General features: G+C 40.7%; 15 protein-coding genes. 9 read left to right on the forward strand and 6 right to left on the reverse strand.

The annotated features are described in order from the left end of the window. The first annotated feature begins 5 nt into the window (after positions 1-5). Together DZC72_RS12960 and DZC72_RS12965 are read left to right on the forward strand one after the other, a co-directional pair. Positions 6-1,049, forward strand: a complete 1,044-nt coding sequence (locus tag DZC72_RS12960; RefSeq protein ID WP_125223335.1) for an aldose epimerase family protein — start codon at positions 6-8, stop codon at positions 1,047-1,049. A 112-nt stretch (positions 1,050-1,161) separates the two neighbouring features. After that, positions 1,162-2,181: an L-rhamnose/proton symporter RhaT gene (locus tag DZC72_RS12965; RefSeq protein ID WP_125223336.1), complete on the forward strand. Its 1,020-nt coding sequence runs from the start codon at positions 1,162-1,164 to the stop codon at positions 2,179-2,181. A gap of 153 nt (positions 2,182-2,334) precedes the next feature. Here the strand turns inward: DZC72_RS12965 and DZC72_RS12970 are convergent, their stop codons facing one another. From DZC72_RS12970 to DZC72_RS12990, 5 genes are all read right to left on the reverse strand, one after another. Next, positions 2,335-3,540: a DUF6786 family protein gene (locus DZC72_RS12970; protein WP_125223337.1), complete on the reverse strand. Its 1,206-nt coding sequence runs from the start codon at positions 3,538-3,540 to the stop codon at positions 2,335-2,337. A gap of 15 nt (positions 3,541-3,555) precedes the next feature. Further along, positions 3,556-5,052, reverse strand: coding sequence for a sulfatase family protein (locus tag DZC72_RS12975; RefSeq protein WP_125223338.1), 1,497 nt, complete (start codon positions 5,050-5,052; stop codon positions 3,556-3,558). Between the two features lie 87 nt (positions 5,053-5,139). Further along, complete coding sequence (locus DZC72_RS12980; protein ID WP_125223339.1) at positions 5,140-9,372, reverse strand: hybrid sensor histidine kinase/response regulator transcription factor; 4,233 nt, start codon at positions 9,370-9,372, stop codon at positions 5,140-5,142. A 227-nt stretch (positions 9,373-9,599) separates the two neighbouring features. Then, complete coding sequence (locus tag DZC72_RS12985) at positions 9,600-11,348, reverse strand: RagB/SusD family nutrient uptake outer membrane protein (protein WP_125223340.1); 1,749 nt, start codon at positions 11,346-11,348, stop codon at positions 9,600-9,602. A gap of 27 nt (positions 11,349-11,375) precedes the next feature. Further along, the gene (locus tag DZC72_RS12990; RefSeq protein WP_243641738.1) at positions 11,376-14,507 is read right to left on the reverse strand and encodes a SusC/RagA family TonB-linked outer membrane protein; all 3,132 of its coding nucleotides are present in this window, start codon (positions 14,505-14,507) and stop codon (positions 11,376-11,378) included. A 430-nt stretch (positions 14,508-14,937) separates the two neighbouring features. Here DZC72_RS12990 and DZC72_RS12995 point away from each other — a divergent pair, with 430 nt between their 5' ends. The 5 genes from DZC72_RS12995 (at position 14,938) to DZC72_RS13015 (ending at position 23,707) form a co-directional block, all read left to right on the forward strand. After that, positions 14,938-18,282 carry an FG-GAP-like repeat-containing protein gene (locus tag DZC72_RS12995; protein WP_125223342.1) on the forward strand — a complete coding sequence of 1,115 codons (3,345 nt, stop codon included), beginning with the start codon at positions 14,938-14,940 and terminating at the stop codon, positions 18,280-18,282. Between the two features lie 112 nt (positions 18,283-18,394). Next, positions 18,395-20,227 (forward strand): CRTAC1 family protein, encoded by a 1,833-nt coding sequence (locus tag DZC72_RS13000; protein WP_125223343.1) that lies wholly within the window; start codon positions 18,395-18,397, stop codon positions 20,225-20,227. A gap of 51 nt (positions 20,228-20,278) precedes the next feature. Then, positions 20,279-21,574: an MFS transporter gene (locus tag DZC72_RS13005; RefSeq protein ID WP_243641739.1), complete on the forward strand. Its 1,296-nt coding sequence runs from the start codon at positions 20,279-20,281 to the stop codon at positions 21,572-21,574. Positions 21,575-21,732: 158 nt separating this feature from the next. Continuing rightward, the gene (locus tag DZC72_RS13010) at positions 21,733-22,896 is read left to right on the forward strand and encodes a mandelate racemase/muconate lactonizing enzyme family protein (protein WP_125223344.1); all 1,164 of its coding nucleotides are present in this window, start codon (positions 21,733-21,735) and stop codon (positions 22,894-22,896) included. Positions 22,897-23,017: 121 nt separating this feature from the next. Next, the gene (locus DZC72_RS13015; protein WP_165869319.1) at positions 23,018-23,707 is read left to right on the forward strand and encodes an SMP-30/gluconolactonase/LRE family protein; all 690 of its coding nucleotides are present in this window, start codon (positions 23,018-23,020) and stop codon (positions 23,705-23,707) included. A gap of 72 nt (positions 23,708-23,779) precedes the next feature. On the opposite strand, the gene DZC72_RS13020 is transcribed toward DZC72_RS13015, so the two are convergent. Further along, a complete protein-coding gene (locus DZC72_RS13020; protein ID WP_125223346.1) occupies positions 23,780-24,046 on the reverse strand; it encodes a VOC family protein in 267 nt (88 codons plus the stop codon). Positions 24,047-24,118: 72 nt separating this feature from the next. On the opposite strand from DZC72_RS13020, the gene DZC72_RS13025 reads away from it, so the two are divergent. Both DZC72_RS13025 and DZC72_RS13030 read left to right on the forward strand, forming a co-directional pair. Next, entirely contained in the window at positions 24,119-24,394 is a 276-nt protein-coding gene (locus tag DZC72_RS13025) for a transposase (protein WP_125223347.1), read from the forward strand. Between the two features lie 140 nt (positions 24,395-24,534). After that, positions 24,535-25,233: an IS3 family transposase gene (locus DZC72_RS13030; protein WP_125223348.1), complete on the forward strand. Its 699-nt coding sequence runs from the start codon at positions 24,535-24,537 to the stop codon at positions 25,231-25,233. The last annotated feature ends 199 nt before the right edge of the window (positions 25,234-25,432 follow it).

Consider the following 25,432-nt stretch of genomic DNA (forward strand, 5'->3'; position numbering starts at 1 on the left):
AGTTGATGCGGACTACACAAACCCATTTCGGCGAACATAACGGCAAAGAAGTCCAACTATATACCTTGCAAAACGACAACGGTATGTCGGTCAAAATTTCCAATTACGGAGCTACGATTACTTCCATAATTGTCCCCAACAAGAATGGGGAAGTTGCAGAGGTCGTATGTGGTTTTGACACTTTCGATAGTTATTTCTCTGATGCATATCAAGCAAATGCGCCCTATTTTGGAGGTACTGTGGGCCGTTATTGCTCGCAAATCAAAGATGCCAAGTTTAGCCTAAATGGACAAGTGTACGAATTGGCAAAAATTGTAGGCGAGAATAATCTTCACGGGGGAAAAGTTGGTTTTGACAAGAAAATATGGAACGTAAAATCTTATGATGAAAACGTTTCACAAATCGAAATGACGTTACAAAGCAAACACTTGGAAGAAGGATTTCCTGGAAACGTGGACGTGTCTGTTACATTTTCGTTGACCAACGATAACGAAATCCGAATGGATTATCAGGCGACCACAGATGCGGATACGCCCTTTACCATTACCAACCATACCTACTTCAATTTATCCGGATTTTCAGATAATGTAGAGCAGCATACGGCGCAGGTTCATTCTGGCACAAAACAGGTTTGGGATGCAACCGGAGCCGCAACGGGAGAAAATGTTTCGGTTGAAGGTAAACCAGACGACTTGCGAGAAGGAAAAGTAATCGGAGAGGTGCATCAAGCAATGGACGATGGTTTCGAACATTTCTATCTCTTCGAAGAAAAGGGGTTCGAGCTCGAAAAAGTAGTGGAAATCAGGGAACCGACAAGTGGCAGAGCATTGGAAGTCTCCACGACGGAGCCTGGGATGCTCTTCTATACGGGAAAATATACTTCCGATGAACTCAAACGCGAATCAGGATTACAATATGGAAAGTATCGCGGATTCTGTTGCGAGGCACATCGATATGCAAACGGGCCCAACATTCCCGATTCTCCAAAAAGTATCCTTAGAAAAGGTGAAAAATATGAAAGTACAACCATTTTCAAATTCAAATGGTAACCCTTAACCGAACTGTCATTTCGAGCGGAGTCGAGAACAAACAACGACCAATTCTGACGGCATCTCGACTCCGCTCGATGTGACAGGATAAAAACAATAAAATTTAGAAACCATGACCACAGGAATATTTTTAGCCATTATCGCAGGTTTGATGCTCGGCCTTTATGCCCTTCCCGAAAAATTCACAACGGACTTTAAATATGAAAATACGTGGAGTCTTTTCTTTTTGTTGACCATGTTCGTCGTACCGATAATCGCTTCGGTAACGTTGATTGACGGTTTTTCCGATGTCTTCGGAAATATGCCCACCGATATCTGGATAAAGATGGGACTGACCAGTTTCCTCTGGGGTATAGGGGTAATGATGTGGAGCAAGGCCATCAACCATATCGGACTTTCACTAGGATTTTCACTTTTCATCGGAACGGTTATTTTGGTTGGTTCGCTGTTGCCCTTTGTGGTTGACGGCCTTCCCCCGAGCAATGTCTTGACCTTCATTTTAATAGGTATCGTAATCGTTCTTATTGGTGTAATCCTAAATGGAAAGGCAGGTCTAATACGTGAGAAAGATGAGGCTGGCCAAGAACAAGCGGAAACTACTGAAAAGAAAGGCTCTGTGGCGGCGGGAATCCTAATTGCTGTAATCGGCGGGCTATTAGCTACCGGTTTTAGTTATGCCAATGCGGCGGGTGCTCCGTATCTGACAGATGCTTTGAAATCTTATAATAACGCGGATTGGATTACGGGAGTTGCAGTAATGTTCCCCATATTCATCAGCGGTGGCATTGTCATGACTGCATACTTTTTATGGCAGTTGAGTGCAAAAAAAGCGTGGGGTGATTTTAGGACTTCGGCATTCGCAAAGAATTTCTTTTTGATTTTGATTATGGCCGTTTTCCATTATGCGGCCTCTGCACTTTTTGGTTACGCCGCCTCGAAATTAGGTGCTTCTGGTAACACTGTCGGCTATGCGATTTTCAACACTTCGGCGGTTGCAACGGCCATTGTGAGCGGACTGATTACGAAAGAATGGGTAAAAGCTTCGTCTAAAGCTAGAATGGCTCTTTATGGCGGTCTAGCCTGTATGATTACGGGCATTATTATAATCGCCTACAGTAAAAGCCTCGCCTGAAATAAATATATAAGTATTTATTGAAAATAAAGGAGGGAATTTTGTCCAAGCTCAAAACAATATTTAGTTTGTTTAATAAGTTTTGTGTCCCTTTCGAAAATTCACTTCATCAGACATTGAATAGGATAAGAAATATTTCAAGTAAACTTGTTTCTAAAAAATTACCCGATTCGATAACTTAACGCCTAGAATGGCTTCTGCTATGGCATCTAAATAAACCTCGTCTCCTTCAAAATGATAGGTTTTACTAACGTGTGTCTGAACCGCACCGACTTCAAGTTCTTTGGCACTTGAAGAACTCTCTAATTCATAAAATGGACCAAATGGCCCAGCCGTTGCGATAGTGCCATCGTTGAATATGTTTATCACATCGCCACCATAAGGGTCTATTTGTTCGGTTTTTTGAGAATTCATGTATAGCGGACTATCATCAAAAGTAAATTCAACAATCGTAAGCAGATTCATTTCAGGGGAATAGCTTCCAAAAACCGGAATGGTATTTTCTGGAAGTATTCCTATTTTATTCAAATAATTTGCATCGGCTTTGTAGTAGACAACTCTATCTTTGATTTGCATTCTTGAATCATACAACGGCGTAAAATAGTTTGTAACGCCTTCTATCCGACCTCTGGTTGGAATAATCGCAACCGTGTTATCGGTAGGAATTATGCATCCCAAAATCCAAATAGAAATGAGACCCTTTTCTTTAGACCATTTCTCTGAACCGACATTGGTTATTTTGGTTTCAGTCTCAAAACCAACATACGATATATTTTCAGTCAATGAAATAGCTAGGTTTTCTTCAATCTTCTTTTTTTCCATGATGGAAACGCTTCTTCTCACCTCAATATCAAAAACAAAATCTTGATAGTTCTTAATTTTCATGCACCCTTCACTTGTTACCTTTTTTTTACTTTTCGAGAGAACCTTGAAACTTAAAGTGTCCAGGTCGGGAGCCATCCGCATATGTTCATCTTCGAAGGTTGAGCCCTTTTTAAAGAACACGTTGTACTTTCCGTACTGTGGTCCAAACCACATTCGATCTTCTCCTCCCAAACCACTGAATTGTATCTTAAAACTACCGTCTAAAATAGCTTTCCTTTTGAACCAACCGTAACTTTTTCCCTTTAATCCCTTGGAGCTACTTGTGAATACACGGCCTTGTAGGTTACCAGAAACGGCTACCATGGCGTTCTCGGTTTGAAGCACATGAATATCGTTTATGTTCTTTAGTATGTCAAGGTCGGCCTCAAAAGAACCGGATTTCAATTTAGGTTGGCAGCCAGTTAATAGAACCGTCAGGCAAAATATAAAAAAGGAATCTTTCGAAATCAGAATGGTGCTTCTCAGTTTGGTCATTTTAAGGAAAAAGTATTACTCAAAATCAGGATTGGTCAAAGTTTTACCCGACAAAAGCGCGTTCATATATACTTCCTTCGATGGCCTTGGTCGAATACGGTACTTGGTCGGTAATCCGGTATCCCTAATAAAATCATCAGGGGTGCGGGCCAGTGGGAGTGTATCATTTGTCAATTCACGCATTCGATTTAACCTTGAACGCATGTCCGATAGCACTTCTTTGTGAGCATCGCTCTCAGCAAGATTGTTCAACTCGTGAGGGTCTGCCAAAATATTGTAGAGTTCTTCATTGGGTCTTGGCGTTATAAAACACCCCATTTGGGCTTCGTTCAAATTACCTTTCTCCCGCTCACTTATCATGCTTTTCCAAGTCAAGTCCCTAATGATATCCGCGGAAGGGGTGTTGGGTAAATCGGGGTAGAAATTCTTTATATACTTGTATTTATTTGTCCGGATGGCTCTCGTATAATCTTCGAAATCATGAAAATGATCTTCAGCATAAATCTCATCTCGTATAGGTTCTGCCTCTTCGTTTAGGAGTGCGGTAAAATTCAATCCCTCAAATTCAGGCAATGGCCTCAACCCGGCAATTTTCATAAAAGTCGGTGCAATATCTATCGAGCTTATTAAATTATCACTTCTACTGCCTGCTTTGATTTTAGCGGGCCATTTAATAATCCATGGGGTTTTAATTCCCCCTTCGTAGAGGGTGGTTTTATCTCTAGGAAAGGCTCTGCCATTATCTGTGATAAATAAAATCATCGTGTTGTCACTAACGCCTTGCCTTTTCAATTCTGAAACGACCTTGCCGACGTAATCGTCGAGTCGGCTAATTTCGTCATAGTACAAAGCGTAGTCCTTTCTAACTTTTTCCTTATCAGGATGATAAGGCGGTAAAATTACATCTTCCGGATTGTGAGGGTTATCAATACTATTTTCATAGAAAGGCCTATGTGCATCAAAGGATGCCAACCACGTAAAAAATGGTTTGTCCTTGTCCCTGCTTCGAAGTAATTTGACCCAATCGTCACAACCACTTCCATCGCCAACCAAGCGACGATCAAGGCCGCTAGGGGCATCTTTCCATTGCATTTCATAAATGGTATCAAAATCGTCATCGACAGATTGCCCTAAGTGATGTTTTCCCGCCAAACCTGTCCAATATCCCGAATTTTGTAGCTCTTTTACAAATGTTTTTTTTCCATCGGGGAGGGGCCATGCGAGTTGTTCGGCATCGGTATTATGCGGGTACAATCCACTAATGATGCTCGTTCTACTGGGACTGCAAGAGCTGGTCGTCAAAAAGGCCTGGGTAAAAAGCATCCCGTCTTTTGCCAATTGATCTATATTCGGAGTTCGCACTACATGGTTCCCGTAGGCACCGACATCATTCCAATTGACATCATCCGCGATGATAAATACGATATTGGGTCTATTTTTTGAGATTGGCTCCTTTTTTTCTTGGCAGGAAAAAATGAGTCCAATGATTAGACAACTATATATGGTCTTCATTTTCATTTTAATCGACATATAAACTCGGTCACACTTGACTCGGAAGAATTTGATTGAAAGTACGTCCTGCCTAGATGTGCAATGTGTTTAAACTTCACTTTTTGAAAGATACCTTGACGGAGCCTCGCCAAACTGCTTACGAAAACACTTTCCAAAATAATTGGGGTCGTTAAAACCTACTTTGTAACTGACTTCGGCAATACTTAGTTCTCCCTGTTCCAATAGCTGTGCTGCTCTTTGTAAACGTATCATTCGTATAAAATCGTTCGGGGGTTGGCCCGTTAGTTTTTTAAGTCTTCTGAAAAAAGTCGATCGGCTTGTATGCATATCATCGACCAATTGCTCGATTTGATAATTTTCATTGCTCATTTGTTCTTCCATGAGTTCCATTATTCTATCTAAAAACTTTTTATCCTCAGAATCCAGAACAACTTCCTTTGGGGTCAGTTGCTCCTTTGTCATGAATCGAAGCCGAATAGATTCCCAAGACTCTATAAGCTTATCAACTGTGATAGACAACAGCTTCATTTTAAAGGGTTTCGGAATATAGGCATCGGCTCCCGACTCAATTCCTTCAATTCTATGTTCAACGGAATTCAAGGCGGTAAGCAAGATTATCGGGATATGTTTGGTTCGGATATTGGATTTGAGCCGATCGCAAAACTCGATTCCATCCATTTCCGGCATTAGCACATCACTAATAATTAGATCTGGCAATTCTTGTAGAACTATTTTTAGGCCAATCTTACCGGTATCGGCTTCCAAGACGTGGTATTTTTTATGCAATCCGTTTTTGACCAAAGACCTAATATCTTCGTTGTCATCTACGACCAGTACCGATTTCTTTTTAAGATGGACTTTCTTCTTGGCTTTTTCGGATTCATTCAATGTTACCTTCGACACCAATGAAACGGTCTGCTTTTCAGGTTCTGAAAATGCTGCTATTTCTTCTGGCAATAAATGTTCCCTCCCCGTAGGAAGCTTCAATATGAACCTGGATCCTTCTCCCATTTTTGAATCTACCTCTACACTTCCATAATGCAAGTCCATCAAATCTTTGGTGATAGCCAATCCAATACCTGAACCCGATTTGGAAGCAGTTTCAGCAGTTTTATTTACCTGATAGAATCGTTCAAAAATGTGAGGCTGCTGATCATGGGGTATGCCTGGGCCATTATCCTCAATTTCAATACAGACATATTCAGATTTTATTTCGCCACCCTTAATATAAATAGTTGAGTTGTCTTTCGGACTAAATAGACGCACGATGATGTTCCCGCCTTCATCTGTGAACTTTACGGCATTGGAAATCAAATTATTCAGCACTTTTTCCAGTTTGTCCCAATCGAACCATATGTCGAAGGCATATAATTGACTTTCAAAAACCAAATCTATATTTTTCTTTGATGCCAATGCCTTGAAGGAAAATGTTATCTCCCTAACAAAATGAACAATATTCGATTTGGTCGCCACCAATTTGGTTTCGCCTACTTCGATTTTTCTGAACTCCATCAATTGATTGACTAACCGTAAGAGGTAGTCCGCATTTCTTTGCATGACACCCAACTTCTTTCGCAACGAGTTGCTAATATCAAGCTCCTCCAAAATCTCTTCCAGCGGATTCATTATGAGCGTAATCGGGGTTTTAAAATCATGTGAAATATTCGTGAAAAATTGAAGCTTGAGCTTATTGGCCTTTTCAATTTCGTGTTGCACTTTGATGGCTGTTCTTTCCTTGGCCTTTAGATGAAAATAGGACCTGATTCCAAGAAAAATAAGTGTCAAGGCCAAGGCATACAGCAAGAACGCCCATCCCGTCATCCAAAATGGTGGTGAAATACTGAACTTCAGGCTTGCTGGTGTTTCGTTCCAAATACCATCGTTATTGGCAGCTTTTACTTTAAATGCATATTCTCCCGGTGACAGATTGGTATAGTGGGCAAATGATGTTTCTTTTGAATTATGCCAATCATCATCAAATCCCTCAAGCTTATATGAAAATCGGTTTTTTTCAGGTGCGGCAAAATGAAGAGCGGCAAATTCAAAAGTAAGTGCACTCTCATCATGATACAGAACAATTTCTTCCCCATTTAAGGTAGATAGCGACCGATTCAAAAGGACACGGCCATTGATTTTTTGGCCCACATTAACTGTTTCATTTTTTATTTTGAAGGTAGTTATCTTAGGGATGGCGGGAATGGTATTATCCTTTAGATTATTGGGATGAAATATATTCAATCCCTTAAAACCGCCGAAAAAGAGATAACCGTCTTCATTTTTAAAGTAGGCATTCTTTCTAAAATTGTTGCCTTGTAACCCATCTTCCTTATTGATATTTTTAAAGACTTCCGTTTTAGGGTCAAAACTAGAAACGCCATTGTCAGTGCTTATCCATAATTTGCCATCTTCATCTTCAAGGATTCCGTAAATGGCGTCGTTGGCCAGTCCGTCATCCTCCGTGTAATTTTTAAATTTTGGTTGTCCGTCGGCGGTTTCCGAAAGTTGCATTTTATTCAAACCTCCTCCGAAAGTACCGATCCAGTAGTTGCCGTTTTTATCTTCATGTATGGAAAAGACCGAGTTATGGCTAAGGGAATTTGAGTTTTCAGGATCGTGCTGGTAAGAAATAAAAGTATCTCGCTGACCATTTTTTCCTGGAACCACCAAATTCAGACCCCCTTGCAAAGTGCCTACCCAAATATTCCCTTTACTATCTTCATAAAGACAACTGATTTCACTGCCACTTATGCTGCCTTCTTTATCTTGATTCGCTAAATAGTATTCCGCCTCTGAAAAATCGAACAATTTGCTATTTGGAAGTTTTCTCTTTTTCCACTTTACCAAACCCTCGACAAAAGAACCGAACCATAAGTTGCCTTCACTGTCTTCTAGGGAAGAAAAAACCTCAATCATTTCATTGAATCCATTTTGATGAAAGACGGCTTTCTTTGTTTTTGGATCTACCGTCATATGGGTAATACCATCTGCACCGCTTACCCAATAATCATCGTCCTGATCATTCAAAATGGACCAAATAGGTTGTTGAATAGCCTTTTCAGTGCGGGCCCATTCATTGTTAAGATAGTAGTGTCTAAAGCTTGGCTCTTCAAAATTCCCACTGGTGAAATCAATATGATTGAGGCCATTTTCCGAGCCTACCCAAATCGAATTCTGCCCGCCCTGAATAATTGCATTGACCGACGGGTTACTCAGGGAATTTTTCGATAAGACATTCTTCCTTAAAAAGGCTATATCTTTTTTTTCCAGATCACATTTGTTCAATCCACCTTCTTCGGTACCGACCCATAGTACATTAAAACGATCTACCAATACAGTTTCTACTTTCGTACTGCTTAAGCTTTGGGTATCCAACACATCGGGCGCATAAAGTTTATACACGCCGTTTTGAGAATTGAACCAATAGAGGCCCACACCATGTATTCCCAACCATAGATTGTCTCCTGAGGCCTGATTGATGGCTATCAAACCTCCGTATTCCGCCTTATCAGTAAGTTCAAGGTCGAAATCAAATTTTTTGAAGTTGGTTTGTTCAGGGGAATCGAAATTTTCAGGATGTTCTATACAGAAGAGCAAAAGCCCTTCCAAACCAATCCATAATCTGCTTTTCCTGTCCAAAAACAGTGATTTTACACTTTCATTCAGTACATCAAACTGGATAAACCCATTTTCGGAATCCTTTTTCATCTTGTTCACACCATTGACCGTACCCACCCATAAATTTCCTTCACCATCTTTGGTAATGGAATGAATTTGATTGCTATTGATACTTGAAGCGATATTGGGTTGATGTAGGTAACGCTCCGGTTTCTCTCCAGTTATGTCAGAGCCTTTGAAGTGATAAAGCCCGGAATGTAAAGTGCCAACCCAGAGCGACCCATCTTCTTCAGGGTAAATGGCACTGATTCGCTTGTCTCTTAATACAGTCGGGAAAGTTGTAAACGTCTCGGTAATCTGATTGAACTTGCTAAGGCCACTTCCAGTTCCTATAAGAATATTGCCCGATGAATCCAATTCTAACTCATAAACGGAGTTATTAATAAGACTATTGGGATTATTGGCCTCGTGTCTATATATCGTGAAAGTCTTACCATCATATTTATAAAGACCGTTCGGCGTGGCCATCCACAAATATCCCTCCCTGTCTTGAAGCACCTTCATCACAGAACTTTGTGAAAGGCCCTTATCATCGATGAAGTGTTCAAATTTTAAATCGGGAGGTTGGCCGAAAATCGGTATAATAAGTAGCAGTGTGCTAATGAAGCAAAAGTTTCTAAGACAAAAATTAATTGCTTTTTTCATTTAATGTTGAATTTCTCCTACCTCACTTAAATATACCAATCTATTTCAAATAGTATGTTCATTTAGATTGGTAAATTCCGTTCATATTTGTGGAGATATCAGTCTTGCCATTATTGAACTTCAGAATTAAATTTTCACATAAATTATAAAAAAAAGCGGCCCAACTAAGGGCCGCTCTCAAACTAACTCAACAAAAACTTAATAGAGATTACTCTATTATGTTATTATCAATACGATGGATCTTGGGTCAATATTCCCGGTTGTAAATCGATTTGTGTCTGAGGAACTGGAAAGTGATCGTCTTGGCCTGGTGTATATGCCGCCCCTTGCAACCAAGGTAACTTGCCATTAGAGAGTTCGGATTGTAGGTATTGCGGAATAACCTCATCATCGATACCCCAACGCACGAGGTCTTGAAAACGCATTCCTTCAAGGGCGAACTCCAGTCGCATTTCATGATATATTGCCTTTCGTGCATAATCTTGATTAGGAAATGAAGCATACAATCCAAGATTATAGTTCGCTGCAGGTTGATTTTCATCGATGTCCAATACAAAACCGCTTTCAAAGGTGGTGTTGTTGACTTTGCCCATTACAAGATCATCTTGTGCTCTCTCCCGTATCATATTGACCATGTTCTTGGCGGTCTCCAAATCATTTTCCTCAGCTGCGACTTCGGCTCTCCATAAAATAACATGGCTCAATCTAAACAAGCGCCAGTTGTTGCCATTTAAACCTGCAGACCAAGTGGGGCTCGAAATGGAAATGGTTTTGAAATTTCTTTTGTAGAACATGATTTTCTTGTTCAAGAAAGGTCCCATGCCCGCCTGATCTAACATCCAATCGCTACCTGACATTGGCCCCCAGTCTAAAAATGGAATACCTCTACGCCCAATGGTCCAATCAACCCTAGGGTCCAAGGCGACATCGGTAGGAGTAAAGGGTTCTGTGTCCAGTAGACCATAGTCTTCCAAGAGCAGATCATCTTGAAAAGTGTCCAATAGCGGCAAACCATCAGCATCAACTTTAAAAGCATTGAAAAGGTCAAAAGAAGGCGCGCTGTAAGCACAACACAGACCTACATCCGCTCCTCTTGGAAACAATGTTCTATGATCAATTCCGGAATTTGCATCCCCTGCACCGTCATTTACGGTATATTGAACCTCAAAAATGCTCTCGGCGTTATTCTGTTTTTCTTCGTCAAAGTTGTCGTAAAAATGGTCCATAAGTGTAAATGGTCCATTGTTGATGATATCATCCAAAAGGGGCTTAGCTTCTGCGAACTCTTGCTGAAATAAATGAACTCGTGCCTTTAAGGCTTTCGCTGCCCAACGTGAAGCGCGGCCTATTTCCGGATCTTCGTCCATATTATTATCTATGCCCCATTGCAAGTCCGCTTCAATATCGTCCCAAATCTCACGATCATTGGCGACTTCCCTTGCTACCATATCTTCTGTGATATAGGGAACTTTTTCAATTTTTGAACGCAATTGAAAATAGTACCATGCCCTTAGCCACCTTGCTTCAGCCTCTAACTGAGTTGCTCTGGCAGCATCGATATTTTCACTTGCTTGGCGTAATATTTTCAGAGCATCGTTAGCTCTGGCAACTCCATCAAAATTGGCGATCCAAAGTTCATCTACCCAAGGATTGGCGGCATCCACCTCATACCTTTCAATCAGGTTGATTGGCGACCATCCACCGGTTTGATCCCCACGGTGCATATCATCAGATGTTACATCGCCCCAAACCCAGTTTGTGGCCGAAGCGCCTCCCGTACCACCGACTTCTCCTGCGGCATAACCATCAATTCTCGAGTACGCCCCAATAAGCAATAGATCCACCCCATTTTCATTAGCTAAAGTGGCCTCACTAACTGCCCCTTTTGGTTTTTCCTCCAAAAATTCCTTGCTACATGCACCTAGAAGCAGCATTATGGCACTTAGAATTCCGATTGTAAAATGTGTTTTTTTCATCTTTCTCAATTTTATTTTTCAAACAATTTATAATTTAATATCTAGACCCAATATGATTTGCCTCGGGGCTGGCCAATTGCCTCTGTCGAGGCCTCGGTCAATTTCATTGTCAACAAAAATCTCCGCATCTAAACCAGAATAATCACTAATAGTAAATAAATTGGTTCCCATGACATAAACGCGCATCGATGAAATGTCTAAATCATTCAATATTTTATCAGGTAAGTTAAAGCCAATTTGAGCATTTTGCAATCGGATGAAGGATGCATCTTCCACCAAATCTGAATGCGTATTTTGTTCAAAACTTGTTTGGGATGAAGCTTTTGGCAGTACGGCATCTGCATTGTTGGCCAAGAAAGGGCTTCCCCATGATCGAAATAGCCTATCGGCACTTTTTGGACCCTGAAATAAACCGTACCTGGTGAAACGATTATAGTAGTTGATCGCATCGTTGCCCTGACTGGTATACAGACTTGCTGTGAAATCAAAGTTCTTGTATTCCAACCTTAGGTTCAATCCAGCTGTAAAATCCGGATTTGGATTACCGATATAGGTTCTGTCATCGGGCGTGATTTCTCCATCACCATCAACGTCACGAATGATAAGATTTCCAGGTTGGTTATAATCCCCATTCGGTGCGTGACCGTCAGCTTCCGCCTGTGATTGGAAAATGCCATCGACAATGTAGCCGAAGAATTCAGGAAACGCTGTACCCGTCTCTGCCCTCGTATAACGTTGTGCACGTTGTTCGCTTCCAACAATGAACTCATCTTCATTGTCGGATAACCGAGTAATTTGATTTCTATACTGGGAAAAGATAAGGCCAACCGTATATTTGAAATCGCCATCATCTGAGCCTCCGCCTCTGTAACTTAGCTCGAGATCAATACCCTTGTTTTCCATATCCCCTATATTTACAGATGGCGCGTTAGCAATACCTTCCACTGCGGGTATGGCAACGGGAAATAGCATATCAGAGGTATCCTTGCTCCAAACATCCAGAGTCATATTAACTCGATTGAACAAGGTAGCGTCTACTGCAAAGTTGGTCGATGTGGTGGTCTCCCATTTCGCATCGGGATTACCGATAGCGGTTGTTTGGACTCCTTGGATTATGGTGCCATCCGCACCCCCAATACCATAGAACGACGCTCCTAAATCGGAACCAAACGTAGAAAAGCCATTGTAGTTACCGATTTGGTCGTTCCCAGATTGTCCCCAACCAGCTCTTAATTTTAAGTAGCTTAACCAACTGCTATCGGCCAAGAAATTTTCCCGAGAGACAACCCATCCACCTGATACGGCCGGAAAATTACCCCATCTATTGTTCGATCCGAATCTTGATGATCCATCACGCCGAATAGTAGCCTCCAACATGTATTTATCATCGTATGAATAATACGCCCGACCAAAATAGGAGTTGAGCGCCCATGCTGCTGCGGCCGAACCATTCGTTTGATTGTCGGAACCTGAACTCAATTGAAAAAAATCGTCGTCCGTTGAAATAAAACCTTCTCTCCCCGCATTTATTTGATCAAATTCAAAGCGTGTAGCCTCCGTTCCCAATAACAGCTCAAAATTATGGAGCTCATTGAATGTTTTGCTATAGTTTATGGTATTCGTCCAGTTCCAAGTCAGGTTTTTACCTCTGGTCTCATTCAAGGTACTGCCCGTTGTACCATTGGTATTTTCCGGGTCGGCAAATCTTGGATCGAAATTGGAATACCAGCTGGTATTGTAGCCAAAGAGGGTTTTAACTGCAATATTTTTTATTGGTTTTACCTCAACATAAAAATTACCAGTAGCATTTATCGTGGTTCTCTTATCTTTTCGTTCCCGAAAATTGTTTCCCAAGGGGTTTGGCCCATCATTCAAGCCGCCTCCGACTATACCTCCGGCAAAGTTGCCTGCAATATCACGTACAGGAATTAATGGGCTTGTTTCTACAATAGTATTAAAATCTGCCGTATTACCTTTTGATTCAGTTAAAGTAACTCCCAAGCGTTGTCCAATTTTCAACCAGTCTTTAACTTGAGAATCGGCATTTGCTCGAAAGGCATATCTGTCGAATGAATTGTATCGCAAGACGCCCTCTTCCTTAAAGTAGTTACCACTTAAGGCGTAGGTCGTTTTTTCAGATCCTCCGGTTACGGAAAGAGTGACATCGGTTATAGGCGCTGGCTGATAAAGCTCTTTAAGCCAATCGGTACCTTCTTGATTAGTCAACGTTATTGGATAATCACGTTCAACATATAAAGAAGGATCAGTAGAAGGATCTCCTATAGACGCACCATTTGGAAACAAATAGTCATTGACCGTAGTGCCCTGAATATTATTCGGGTCAAAATTGAAATGTGCACTGTTCGGAGCAATACCATCATTTGTTTGTTCTAACCAAATCTGCTGGCCAATCAGTACAGGATCCGTGACCAAGTCATATCTTGAGTTTGCCGTACCAATTCCTGTTCTTACGTTGAGCTCTACTTTGGCTTTCTGTCCTGTTCTACCCGTTTTCGTGGTAATCAGAACGACACCGTTGGCTCCTCTAGCTCCATATATGGCAGTTGATGAGGCATCTTTAAGTACTTGCATGGATTCTATTTGGTTGGTAGGGGGTAGTTGCGCCCCGAAAACACCATCGACCACATATAAAGGCCCGTTACCATTGATAGTACCCAAACCTCGAATTCTAACCTGAGCCTGAACACCAGGCCTCGCAGAAGAAACTACGGTAACTCCAGATGCACTACCTTGTAAAGCCCTCGTCGCATCGCCTGCAGACTGTTGCTCAATATACTGAGTATTTACCGAACTAACAGCTCCGGTTACATCACTTCGTTTTCGCGAACCATACCCAATTATGACCACCTCGTCCAAGGCGGCTGCATCTGGAAATAATTGCACCGCTATTGTCGTTTGACCATCTACGGGTATTTCTTTCGAAGCAAAGCCTGTGTACGAGACCACCAATATGGCATCACTCGCAGTTTCGATGGAAAAATTTCCATCAAAATCGGCGACTACGCCTTTGGTTGTCCCTTTAATCAAAATATTGGCCCCAATAAGTGGCGCGTTTAAATCGTCTGTTACAGTACCACTTACAGTGACTGTCTGTGCGTAAGACAATGAAGTAAAACAGATAAAAGTAAATAAGGACATAATGCCCCTTTTACTTTTATGAATTTTTTTTCGAAAATGGTTTTTAAACATAATAGGATGAGTTTTTAGTTTGTTAGTAATTCAAGTTCAAATGTTTTTTAAAATTTTAGATGAAAATCATGTAAAGCAAGATTCTATTAAAAGCGGCAAAAACAGCAACAATCCAAAAAAAGAACAATAATTATAAGGTCAATGGTAAATGATGAGCATTATTAAGGAATATCTAATCAACAGTAATTTATTTTGTCTTTTTCACAATAGTAAGTATTTCAGTTGGCTTATATTGTCATTGTAAAGGATGCTCAGATTATTTACGAAGGCAGTGCAAACAGGACATTAGCCTTGTTCATCTACTTTACCTTAAACGTTTAGAATAACTTAGATGTTGAGTTATTTTTGAGTTAATTTTATGAAATAGAACCTTATATCAATGAACAAAAATCACTTAATCTTTAAATATTTTCTTTTTTTTGTAATGCTGACGAGTTCATGTTCCAATGAAAAAACAATTCCATTAAAAAGTAGTGATAAGCATTTTACATTGGTCGATTACAAGCACTCGGGACTGAATTTTCAGAATACCTTAATTGAGACCGATAAGGACAATCATTTATTGAATGAGAAATTTGTTAATGGTGCGGGTGTGGCCATAGGCGATATCAATAATGATGGATTACCTGATATTTTTTTCACGGGTAACCAAGTTCATGACAGATTATATCTAAACCTGGGGAATTTACAATTTCAAGATATCACTGAGAAAAGTGGTATCATGAAAACGGACACTTGGTCAACTGGCGTGACTTTCGCTGATATTAATAATGATGGACATCAGGATATTTATATCTGTAAAAGCGCAAGGAACAAATTAGAAAATAGTCCGAATTTACTTTACCTGAATAATGGTGACTTGACCTTTTCGGAAGCAGGAAAATCGAACAACATCGCAGATTCCGGTTTTTCAGTTCAAGCCAATTTCTTTGATTTTGATAAAGATGGTGCCTTGGATATGTATTTGGTCAATCAACCCCCAAGTTACGGCAACCGTAAAGGCGGTAAAACCCCACTTAAAAATGCAGACCCAAGATATAGTGATAAACTATTCAAGAATTTAGGCGGGTCGAAGGGTTTTGTCGAAATCTCGAATGCGGCGGGAACAAAGAATTTGGCTCATGGCCTTTCGGCGACCATAGGGGATATCAATAATGATCTCTGGACGGATGTATATATAACCAACGACTACGACCGTCCTGATTTTATGTATTTAAACACCGCTGACGGCAAGTTCAAAGAAGTACTTAAAAAGACTTTTAAGCATACGTCCAATTTTAGCATGGGCAGTGATATTGCCGACTATGATAACGACGGCAACCTTGATATCATGGTCGTTGATATGGTGGCAGAAGATCATAAGCGAATCAAGACTAATATGGGGGGTATGAATCCCGAAGATTTCTGGGCAATCGTGAAAGAGGGTGGTCACTATCAATATATGTTCAACACTCTTCAGCGAAATAATGGTAATGGTACTTTTAGTGATTTAGCACAACTTGGAGGAGTTTCAAATACAGATTGGAGCTGGGGACCGTTGTTTGCTGACTTTGATAATGATGGTTTTAAGGATGTTTTCGTTACAAATGGGATCAAAAGAAATATGCGATATAGTGATGTAAATAATAAATATGAAATTCTTTTGGACAGTCTTGAAATAGTTGCAAAGCAAAAAAATAGAAGATTCCAAGATATTGTGGATGTTTTGGCTTTGGCAAAAATGGCTCCAGAAGATAAGATCAATAATTATATGTTCAAAAACAACGGGGATCTAACGTTTACCAAAGTCATCAAAGATTGGGGTTTTGAACTCCCCTCGTTATCCAATGGAGCAGCGTATGCCGATTTAGATTCGGATGGGGATTTGGATCTCGTTGTAAACAATATAAATGAAAAGGCATTTCTGTACAGGAACAATACCCGCGAAAGAAATTTAGGCAACTATATACGGCTAGAACTTAGGCGCGAAAACAACAAACCAATTTACGGTACACGTATTTCTTTATTTAAAGACGAGACCTTTTGGCAGACCATAGAGCTTACGAATACAAGAGGGTATTTATCTAAAAGTGAGGATGTCGCCCACTTCGGACTTGGTAATATTGAAAAAATCGAAAAAATAGATATTCAATGGCCAGATGGAACATTTCAATCTTTAAATGATGTGAAAGCTAATCAACAACTCACTATTGATCAAGAAGTCTCAGGTAAAATTAATCCTGCATTGCTTACTAAAGAAAGTGATTATTTATTTGCTGATATTACTAAGAAAGCGGGTCTGCACCATAGACATAAGGAAAATGAATTTGATGACTATAGCAAAGAGGTTCTACTGCCACATAAAATGTCCACTTTCGGGCCTTCAATTGCAGTTGGTGATGTGAATGGTGATGGGTTAGACGACTTCTACACCGGTGGCTCAGCTGGCTTTTCAGGTACGTTGTTTCTTCAAAGTGATAGCGATGGATTCGAAGAAGTAAAAGAAGGTGCTTGGTCCGCTGATAAATCCTCTGAAGACATGGGAAGCACTTTTTTGGATATCGACCTCGATGGCGATTTGGATCTTTTGGTCGTAAGCGGTGGCAATGAGTTCTTGCCAAACGCTAAAGAACTTCAAGATCGAATCTATATAAATAATGGCAACGGTGTTTTTAAGAAGGATGTACATCGAATTCCAAAAGATCGGATTAGTGGATCCATTGTAGAAAAGGCCGATTTTGATAATGACGGCGACCTGGACGTTTTTATTGGAGGAAGATTAGTACCGGGCAACTATCCAAAACCGGCAAATAGCAAATTGTTGGAAAATAGGAATGGATTTCTGGTAGATATAACTGAAACCACTGCCCCGGAATTAAGAGCCGTTGGCATGGTGACCTCCGCGACTTGGGTCGATATTAATCTTGATAAAAGATTAGACCTTGTCATGGTCGGTGAGTGGATGCCGGTTACTACCTTTATTCAGGACGAAAATGGTACTTTTTCAATACATAAATTAGAAGGTCTTCAAGATACAGAAGGCTGGTATTACAAGGTAATACACCAAGATATGGATGGCGACGGAGATCAAGACCTTATTGTTGGTAATTTGGGATTGAACTATAAATATAAAGCATCGAATGAAACTCCTTTCGAGGTATATAATTATGACTTTGATAATAACGGCACCAGTGATATCGTATTAAGTTATTATGAACACGGTACATTGTTCCCTATTCGCGGTCGGTCTTGCTCCATACAGCAAATACCTTCCTTAAATAAAAAGTTCCCAACGTATGAGTCCTTTGGAGAGGCTGATTTACAGGATATTTATGGTGACGATTTAGACAAGGCCCTTCACTTAAAAGCAAAAACCTTTGCCTCTTACTATATTGAAAATGTAGATGGCAAGTCGTTTAGAAAGCATGAACTGCCTAAATTGGCCCAAGTATCGAGCATCAATAATATTATCGCAAAAGACTTTGATAGAGATGGAGAACTGGATCTTTTGATATCAGGTAATCTTTACGCCTCTGAAATCGAAACTCCTAGAAATGATGCTGGTATTGGTTTGTTTCTAAAGGGTGACGGGTTAGGAAATTTTGAAGTGATAACAGTAGCTGAGAGTGGTTTTTTTGCCCCTCATGATGCTAAGGATATGAAACCAATTATTGTTAATGGCAAAGAAGCCATCCTAGTTGCTAATAATGATTACTTTATGCAATTGTTTTCCCTTTTACCCTAATCGACTGTGAACAATAAAAACGTACAAATGAACAAATTCTCTTTGTCCAAAAAATAGAATCCCGCTTTTTTTGGAATAAATTGAGCCATGTAATTCACTAGGCACGGGCCGAATGCAAAAATACTACGTTAAGCTTATTATCATTTTCTTGTTCCTCCATTTTTTAATGAGCGGCCATATTCTTTGTGCCCAACAATTTTCAGAGACGAACGTTCGAATATTATCCGAAATGGGAGGTAATTTTGGAAATGCAGTTGCCGACTATGATCAAGATGGTGATATAGATATTTTTATTGTAGCCTATAATTCGTTTCAACCTGATAAACCCAAAACATGGAGTCGTTTATTGAACAACCGTGGCGGTTGGTTTGAAGATGTGACGATTGAAGCCGGTTTTGGCAATCAGCATTCGAACGCTGATGGCAAGGATGTGAAATTGGGGGTGTCTTGGGTCGACTATGATAATGATGGTTTTCTCGATTTATTGCTGGCCCATCAAGACGGTACTCAGCTGTACCGCAACATGGGCAATGATACTTTTTCAGATGTAACCTCAAAAGCCAATATTGTTCCCTGTCAAGGTTGTAGCAGTTCAAGCGGTCTTTGGTGGGACTATGATAATGACGGAGATCTCGCTCTTTATCTCAATTATTTAACCGTTCCTAACCGCCTTTTCAATAATCAAGGTGATGGTACTTATACCGAAATTGAAGGTGCTTTAAATCTTGACAATCCGTCCAGAACATGGTCCTCCTTGCCAATAGATGCCAATAGTGATGGATGGATGGATATTTACGTAGTAAATGACTTCGGATTAGGTCGATTTTATCTAAATCAAGAGGGAGAAGATTTCGTCGACTTCACAGAGGAGTATAACCTAGTCAATAATGGTGACGGAATGGGTTCATCAATCGGCGATTACAATAATGATGGTTATTTTGACATCTACATAACCAATATAGCAGAATCCATTCTTAACCCTTTGTTCATGGGTTCCGAAAGTGGAATTTTTGAAAATAGACAAGAACAAGAGAAAGTAGGAAATGGTCACTTCAGTTGGGGCAACAAATTTTTTGACGCCGATAACGACGGTGATGAGGATTTGTATATCGTCAATGGTCAAACCAATTTGCAATATAATAATGTCTTTTTTAAAAACCTTCGTATTGAAGGTGAGGAAAGATTCGAGAATTGGTCCGTTAGGTCAGGTGCCTATGGAAATGCAAATGGCATAGGGGCAGAAGTTTTTGATTTCTACAAAAATGGGGATTTGGATATCCTAGTGAGCAACCAAGGTGACAACCCGCCTTACCTCTACAAGAATGAAACCGCAAACCCGAACGCTTGGCTAAAGGTACATTTAGAGGGAACAATATCTAATAGAAGCGCATTGGGTGCTATATTAAAAGTTGCTTCGGAAGGACATTTCAAGCATCGATTTCATCATGGGTCTACTATGATGGGGCAAAGCCTTAATAAGGTTCATTTTGGATTGGGCAAAACACAAAAGGTCGATAGTTTGATTATCTCTTGGCCAAGTGGGCTTGAAGAGACCATATATGATATAGCGGTGAATCAAAGTATCAAAATCATTGAAGGGCAAAATATGGTTGAAGGCGACCTCTATGTAGCCAATGAAGTACCTGTTGAAGAGGAAATCGTTGTGATTGCTGAAGAATCTTCCATGAGAATCTATCCCAATCCATTTACACAGTCGATTACCTTCGATATTAAAATGGAAGAAGGTGATGAAGTTGACGTTACGATTTATTCCATGCGTGGTTTAAAGGTTTACGAACATCAAGAAAAAGCAGGAAATCCATCAGAGTGGACATGTAACTGGAATGGCCTAACCAATTCTGGGGTAAAAGCACAATTGGGCATGTATCTGTATCGAATTCAGACCGCAGGTCGAGTTTGGATGGGGAAATTAATGCTGAGATGATTGACTGACGCATATAAAACCAGTATCAATTTTCCGTTTAAAAAATAAAATGTGACGAAATCCAACCCAACCAAGAAAATAGGCAAGAAACGTTATAACATCCTTGCGATGATATTTGTAACGGTCGTAATAAACTACCTCGATCGAACCAATATCTCGATTGCAGCGGCAGCCCTAAAGGAAGATTTGGGAATAAATGCCATACAGATGGGTTATATTTTTTCGGCCTTTGGTTGGACCTATTCTATATTACAAATTCCGGGAGGCATTGTGGCCGATAAGGTAAAATCAAGAATATTATATCCTGTAATTATGGCTTTATGGTCAATTGCTACATTGATCCAGGGAATGGTGAATTCTTTTGCCGCCCTGCTGGGACTTAGAGCCAGTATTGGAATGTTCGAGGCACCATCCTACCCGACCAACAACTTAATAGTTACACGATGGTTTCCTGAAAATGAAAGGGCTTCGGCCATCGCGACATATACCTCAGGTCAATTTTTAGGCATGGCACTGCTTTTGCCGGTTCTAACACTGATACAAGATGCTTTGGGTTGGCGAGGTCTATTTATTGTTTCCGGAATAATTGGTTTGGTCTGGGCTGCGGTTTGGTATATTTTCTATAGAGACCCTCAAAATCATAATCGAATCGGTTCTTCCGAATTAAAGCACATAGAAGAAGGTGGTGGATTGGTTGCTGCTAAAGTAAAAAATAATACCGACAAATTCGAATGGAATGACTTGGCGAATGCCTTCAAATACCGAAAACTTTGGGGTATGTATCTTGGTCAGTTTTGTTTGGGCGCAACTACCATTTTCTTCTTAACCTGGTTCCCAACATATTTGGTGGAATTCCGAGGGTTGGATTTTATAAAATCCGGCTTCTATGCATCAGTTCCATATCTAGCAGCTTTTTTAGGGGTTTTGTTGGCCGGATTTACATCTGATTTCCTGATCAAAAAGGGATATTCATCCGAAGTTGCTCGAAAGGCACCCATCATTACCGGTATGTTACTTTCCATTGCGATTATAGGTGCCAATTATACGGTTGACACAACCTTGATAATCGTGTTTTTATCTATAGCTTTTTTCGGAAACGGTCTTGCGAGTATTGCATGGATATTCGTTTCACTTATTGCCCCAAAAAAGAATATTGGACTTATCGGAGGTACCTTTAACTTCATCGGTGGGTTGTCGGCGGTCATCGTACCTATTGTAATTGGCTATTTGGTGCAAGATGGAGACTTTAGTCCTGCCCTCTTCTTTATAGGGGCCATGGCCTTATTGGGCTTGATCTGCTATATTTTTATAGTGGGTAAGGTAGAACGTATTGTTCCCAAGGAATAAAGCGATGGACCAAATTAATATAAAAGTTTCTTACTTTTCATGAAAAGTGAATAACATCGAAGCAAGCCCTCAAGGCATTAGAAGGTAAATTAACATTGATTTCGACTCAAGTTTCGGAGCATTTTAAATCTCGATTATCGAGTAAATAAATGGCAGCTATGAAAATAACAGATATAAAGACCTATCCTATCAATATCGAGGGTGGCGGAGCTCATTTAGTCATAAAAGTTGAGACCGATTCGGGCCTCTATGGATGGGGTTGTTCGGGACTGACAGGTCGCGAACTTGCAGTTGTTGGGCTCATTAAACATTTTAGAGGTTTCCTAATAGGAAGAGATCCGAGGCAGATCGGGGCTATTTGGCAAGAGCTATATCGAGGCCAATATTTTGAGGGCGGAAGGGTGATTACCGCAGCGATTTCTGGTATTGATATTGCTTTGTATGATATCAAGGGGAAGGCCTTGGGAGTGCCGGTCTATGAACTTTTAGGAGGTAAGCAGCGCGATTTTGTAGAATGTTTTGCTTCTATACGCTTCACGACGAAGGAAGAGCTTTTAGACTATTCCACGACCTGTGTAAAGGAAGGTTGGAAGGTTTTAAGATTGGCCCCGGCCGAATTTGAATCCCAAGAAGATAAGAGTAGGTTTGAACCGAGGGAGTCCATAGCCAAACTTTCAAACTGGATTACCGAATTACGGAAAGAAGTAGGTTCGGATATTATCATTGGTGTGGATTACCATACACGATTGAATGTTGCTGAAACCTATTCGTTCATGAAACGAATGCCACGTGGTACCATCGATTTTTTAGAGGAACCCATTCGTGACCAAAATCCTGAGGCATATCAAGCCTTGCGAGATATGGTCAGAGTACCTTTTGCCATCGGAGAGGAATTTTCAAGTAAGTGGGAGTTTATGCCCTTTTTGGAAAATAACATTGCACAATATGCGCGAATCGATGTTTGTAATGTAGGAGGATTGACAGAAGCTATGAAAGTGGCTGCAATGGCGGAAACACACTATGTTGACTTGATGCCGCATAACCCATTGGGTCCGATTTGCACGGCGGCTAGTATTCATCTTGCCGCAGCCTGCCCTAATTTCAGTTATTTAGAAGAAGTAAACACTCCTGCACAATACATGGGAACTGACGCTCCTGAATTTTATCCCGTTCGCCCCCAGTTAGATGGACCTCGATATTGTATATCAGATACACCAGGATTGGGAGTAGAGTTCAATGAAAAACTGGCGCAAGAGCGAGAATTCAACATGATCGATATTCCTCGTCTTTATCGAGATGATGGTTCATTGACGAACTGGTAGTTAAATAATGAATCGATTCACAACGAATAAGAATGATAATATGAAAGTCGTTTTGGCTGCTTTCGGAATACTTTTAGTTCTCGCCTCATGTAACGAAGGAAATAAAGGTATCATAAAGCCAATGAAAAACCATAAAGAAAAAAGCGATTTTCAACCTGCGCTTTCCATAGAATATTTTGATGAATCTGCTAAAAAAATAATTAGCCCCAATACCTCTGTAAAGAAACTTGCCCACGGCTTTTCTTGGACAGAGGGCCCGGTTTGGATAGAGCAAGGCAACTACCTTTTATTTTCCGATATTCCCAACAACAAGGTATACAAACTCAACGCCCAAAACGATACGATACTTTACCTAAATCCTTCTGGATGCTCCGCTTCTAACTTTACCGGAAAAGAGTCAGGATCCAATGGGTTATTACTAAACAATTTTGGGGAATTGGTACTTTTACAACACGGAGATCGTATGATCTCTAAAATGGATGCTCCCTTAAATAATCCCAGCGAAAACTACATACCACTAGTCCCTCACTATGAAAACAGGAAACTCAATAGCCCTAATGATGGTGTTTTTGACTCGTTGGGAAACCTCTACTTTACTGATCCACCCTATGGACTGCCCAATGGATTAGAAGATAGGAAGAAAGAGCTTCCTTTTCAAGGCGTATATTGCTTGCTGGTTTCAGGAGAATTATTATTGGACAAGGATCTGAAATATCCCAATGGAATAGGAATTTCACCAGATGGCCGTACATTGTCTTCGAATATTTTATACAAAAAACTTATCACTGATTTAATCGTAATTCTTTTATAAAACTATAAGCATCAAAGAATTATTGAATTATATTAAACTTTAAATTGAATCAAAGGTGAATCTATAATTGCATTAATCCTTTCTCGAGGTAACCCTTATGTAATATCCATCGGGATCAATCAATCTAAAATCAGTAAGCCCCCACGGTCTATCATTTATTTCGGCATGTAATGGGTAACCGCTTTGCTTAACGCGCTGATAAACAGCTAATATATTATCAACTTCTAAGACAATTTCTACACCGATACCACGGCGTGAATCACTTTCCTTTAATTTTAAAAAATGGTCCTCCGGCAACTTAGCCTCAGGTCCTATTCCTATAATCACAGAACCACTCATAACTTGCTGATAGGATTTATGTAGATACCCCAAAAATTAGGGCAGTAAGTTTAATCATTAAATTTACTGAATATGACACGAAGAAAGTTTACCCCGAAGTTCAAGACCAAAGTGGTATTGGAAGCCTTTAAGGAGCGGCATAGCCTTGCCGAGCTTGCCCAGAAGTACGAGATTCACCCGACCCAGATCAGCGCATGGAAGCGCGACTTCCTCGATGGGGCCGAGCAGGTATTCGAATCGGGCAAGAAGGATGCCCGCAGCGAGGCCGAAAGGGAGAAGGACAAACTTCTAATGGCCATAGGCCAGTTGAAGGTCGAGAACGATTTTTTAAAGGACGCCTTGCGCTGAGACCACTCTCCGAACGCAGAAAAATGATACGCAAGGGTCATTCCAAGATGAACATTGTAAAACAATGCGAAACATTGTCGGTCCATCGTTCCGGGCTGTACTATAAGCCCAGGGGCGAGACCGAACTGAACCTGTAGCTCATGCGGGAGATGGACGAACATTATCTCCACCACCCTTTCAAAGGGGCCAAGCGGATGCACATCTGGCTGACCAGGGACAAAGGCTATAAAGTGAGCAGAAACCGGATCGAACGGCTCTATTACAAGGTAATGGGGCTTAGGGCAGTCCTTCCGGGAAAACATACCTCCCGTAGGTGCAAGGACCACAAAACTTATCCCTACCTCCTCAGGAACCTGACCATCGAGCGTCCAAACCAGGTATGGGCCACAGATATCACCTATATCCCCATGCAACAGGGATATCTTTATCTGGTGGCCATTATCGACCTGCACAGCCGCTATGTCCTGAACTGGAGCGTGTCCAATTCCATGGATGCCCAATGGTGCAGGGAAGCATTGGAAGAGGCCATAGGTGAGCACGGGACACCGGAGATCCTCAATACGGACCAGGGGAGCCAGTTCACCGCGGAGGAGTTCGCCAATTATGTTTTGGGTCAGGGAATACGCCTGAGCATGGACGGTAAGGGAAGGGCCACGGACAATGCCTTTATCGAAAGGCTCTGGAGGAACCTAAAGTATGAGAAAATCTATCTGAACCCGCCAAGGGATGGTATGGACCTTTATCTGTTATTGGCAGAGTACTTTGATTATTACAACCATGAAAGAAGACACCAGTCCATTGACTATGAACCCATTGATCTATTTAAAAGAGCGGCTTGATAATTATATTAGTTTTGTACAGAACCTGTCCTAAAAATCGGGGTATCTACAAACCTCTAACCAATCTTCTTTAATATAGTGCACATTACAAATATTATTAGGAGAATTTATAGAAGTTCAATATTTTTATAAAGTAAACCGTATACGCTACCGTATACGGTTTACACTAAAACAGTAAAAATAAATTTAATAATTACTT

Origin of the sequence: Maribacter algicola, assembly GCF_003933245.1 — a bacterium.
In the GTDB taxonomy this organism is placed as follows: Bacteria; Bacteroidota; Bacteroidia; order Flavobacteriales; family Flavobacteriaceae; genus Maribacter; species Maribacter algicola.

Bases quoted from the DNA above. Each gene is read 5' to 3' on its own strand.
- DZC72_RS13010 (WP_125223344.1), top strand. From the start codon at position 21,733: ATGAAAATAACAGATATAAAGACCTATCCTATCAATATCGAGGGTGGC.
- DZC72_RS13025 (WP_125223347.1), top strand. From the start codon at position 24,119: ATGACACGAAGAAAGTTTACCCCGAAGTTCAAGACCAAAGTGGTATTG.
- DZC72_RS13030 (WP_125223348.1), top strand. From the start codon at position 24,535: ATGCGGGAGATGGACGAACATTATCTCCACCACCCTTTCAAAGGGGCC.
- DZC72_RS12990 (WP_243641738.1), bottom strand. From the start codon at position 14,507: ATGTCCTTATTTACTTTTATCTGTTTTACTTCATTGTCTTACGCACAG.
- DZC72_RS13015 (WP_165869319.1), top strand. From the start codon at position 23,018: ATGAAAAACCATAAAGAAAAAAGCGATTTTCAACCTGCGCTTTCCATA.
- DZC72_RS12970 (WP_125223337.1), bottom strand. From the start codon at position 3,540: ATGACCAAACTGAGAAGCACCATTCTGATTTCGAAAGATTCCTTTTTT.
- DZC72_RS12980 (WP_125223339.1), bottom strand. From the start codon at position 9,372: ATGAAAAAAGCAATTAATTTTTGTCTTAGAAACTTTTGCTTCATTAGC.
- DZC72_RS13000 (WP_125223343.1), top strand. From the start codon at position 18,395: ATGCAAAAATACTACGTTAAGCTTATTATCATTTTCTTGTTCCTCCAT.
- DZC72_RS12975 (WP_125223338.1), bottom strand. From the start codon at position 5,052: ATGAAGACCATATATAGTTGTCTAATCATTGGACTCATTTTTTCCTGC.
- DZC72_RS12985 (WP_125223340.1), bottom strand. From the start codon at position 11,348: ATGAAAAAAACACATTTTACAATCGGAATTCTAAGTGCCATAATGCTG.
- DZC72_RS12960 (WP_125223335.1), top strand. From the start codon at position 6: ATGCGGACTACACAAACCCATTTCGGCGAACATAACGGCAAAGAAGTC.
- DZC72_RS12995 (WP_125223342.1), top strand. From the start codon at position 14,938: ATGAACAAAAATCACTTAATCTTTAAATATTTTCTTTTTTTTGTAATG.
- DZC72_RS13020 (WP_125223346.1), bottom strand. From the start codon at position 24,046: ATGAGTGGTTCTGTGATTATAGGAATAGGACCTGAGGCTAAGTTGCCG.
- DZC72_RS12965 (WP_125223336.1), top strand. From the start codon at position 1,162: ATGACCACAGGAATATTTTTAGCCATTATCGCAGGTTTGATGCTCGGC.